This is a genomic window from Salinivibrio sp. MA427 (assembly GCF_001996115.1).
Classification (GTDB): Bacteria; Pseudomonadota; Gammaproteobacteria; order Enterobacterales; family Vibrionaceae; genus Salinivibrio; species Salinivibrio costicola.
On record NZ_MUFH01000399.1, the window covers coordinates 1 to 1,945 of the forward strand.

The window sequence follows — 1,945 nt, forward strand, 5'->3', positions numbered from 1 at the left end:
GCATGGTATATTCACAGCACGGATGCGGCAAGCAAGGTTTGCTTTTCGAGTCAGATTTCTCGTTTTAATGATGTTTTTTAGCTTTATAGTGAGAAACCACCGCAAATACGTGTTTTGATACACTTTGCGGTAAAGTTTAACAAACCTTTGCCCGAGGATGACAATTTATCGCCTGTTTTATGGCATGCTCGTGAGGACTTTTGAGATGTATTGCGCAATTTATCGAAGCAAAAAGAAAGAAGGCACCTATCTTTATCTTGCAGAGAAAGATAAATTTGATGATGTGCCAGAGGCGCTGATGAACAGCTTTGGGCAACCAGAGTTCGCAATGATGATTGACTTAGACAAGCGTGAAAAGCTTGCGGTGGTCAATATCACCAAGGTAAAGCAAAGCCTGCAAGAGGAGGGGTTTTTTGTACAGCTGCCCCCACCTCCGGACGCAGCGCTGCAGGCTATTCGTAATAGAAACGAAAAACTGTAAAAGGAAGACTATGCGCAAAGGTATGATTTCAGCCTGTATGGCGGCTGCATTAATCGTTAGCCCAGTGATGGCCAAGCCAGGATTTGAACACTATGTGGCCTCATTAAAAGATGAAGCTCGTGAGGCAGGGATTAGCGATGCATTGCTCGAGCGAGCGTTTGACGGGATTGAATATCATGAACGTGCGGTAAGCTCAGATCGAAATCAACCCGAGCGGCGCCTTACTTTAGACGAGTATATTCCTCGGGCGGTACCAGATTGGAAAGTGGCGCAAGCGAAAAAGCTCTACAATCAGCATTATGACGTATTAAAAAAAGTGGGTGAACAATACCAGGTGCAACCACGTTTTATTGTTGCCCTGTGGGGTGTTGAAAGTAACTTTGGTAAGCTCCAAGGGAGTTATAATGTGATTGAGGCATTGTCGACATTGGCATTTGATGGCCGTCGAGAAGCTTTTTTCCGTAAAGAAACCATGGCAGCACTGACAATATTACAGCAAGGTCATATTGCCCCCGAAGACATGAAAGGATCATGGGCGGGAGCAATGGGGCAATCTCAGTTTATGCCCAGTTCGTTTATTAATTATGCTGTGGATGGCAACCAAGATGGTAAAAAAGATATTTGGCAAACGGAGGCCGATGTTTTTGCATCGGCAGCGAATTATCTGAAACAAGCTGGTTGGGATGATACCTATACATGGGGTCGGCAAGTTCAAGTTCCAGAACAGTTTGATCGGTCTCTACTCGGTACCGGAGCAGACAAGGGCTTATTGCTAAGTGACTGGCAGACGAAAGGCGTAAGACGCATGAACGGCCAAGCATTACCCAAGGTCGACATTAAAGCATGGCTCATTCAGCCTGATGATGAAAAGGGGAGAGCGTATTTGGTCTACAATAACTATCAAAGCTTGTTGAAGTGGAACCGCTCGCATTACTTTGCTCTGGCGGTTAGTCATTTAGCCGATAGAATTAAATTTGATTGATACCCTATAACAAAAAAAGAGGCCTTGGCCTCTTTTTTCTTTTTCCTTGGTGAAAAGTTTATGCTTCTTGACCAGGGATGAGGAAATCGTCGAGTGTTGCAGAACCACTTTCCGTCGCTTCGCGAATAACCTTAGGCATACGGCCTTGACCTGTCCATGTTTTATGTGAGCCGTCATTATCAGTATATTGGTATTTAGCTGGACGTGCTGCGCGCTTTCCTGGTGTTTTTGCTTTAGTGCTGCCACCTAATAGCTTCATGAGCTCTTCTGGCTCAATGCCATCGGCCACTAACATTTCGCGGTATTTCTCTAGCTTTTCTAAACGCTCTTGTTCTTTTGCTTCTTCTTCGCGATCAATTTCTTTACGCTCTTCAACCACGGTATGTAGTTTCTCTAACGCTTCGTTTAGTTGCTCGGTTGACATCTCTTTGGCAAGAGCGCGTAAGCTACGCAGGTTGAGTAACGCTTTCATTGCATCAGAC

General features: G+C 45.0%; 3 protein-coding genes. 2 read left to right on the forward strand and 1 reads right to left on the reverse strand.

Translation table 11 applies throughout. From position 1 onward, the window contains the following. The first annotated feature begins 205 nt into the window (after positions 1 to 205). Both BZG79_RS14960 and BZG79_RS14965 read left to right on the forward strand, forming a co-directional pair. Positions 206 to 481, forward strand: coding sequence for a YcgL domain-containing protein (locus BZG79_RS14960; protein WP_077774804.1), 276 nt, complete (start codon positions 206 to 208; stop codon positions 479 to 481). Between the two features lie 10 nt (positions 482 to 491). Further along, a complete protein-coding gene (locus tag BZG79_RS14965; protein ID WP_077774805.1) occupies positions 492 to 1,463 on the forward strand; it encodes a lytic murein transglycosylase in 972 nt (323 codons plus the stop codon). 58 nt (positions 1,464 to 1,521) lie between these two features. Here the strand turns inward: BZG79_RS14965 and BZG79_RS14970 are convergent. Beyond that, on the reverse strand, positions 1,522 to 1,945 hold a 424-nt coding region (locus BZG79_RS14970), incomplete at its 5' end, for an H-NS family nucleoid-associated regulatory protein (RefSeq protein ID WP_242414217.1).

Coding starts and splice junctions, on each gene's coding strand:
- BZG79_RS14965 (WP_077774805.1), top strand. CDS start 492: ATGCGCAAAGGTATGATTTCAGCCTGTATGGCGGCTGCATTAATCGTT.
- BZG79_RS14960 (WP_077774804.1), top strand. CDS start 206: ATGTATTGCGCAATTTATCGAAGCAAAAAGAAAGAAGGCACCTATCTT.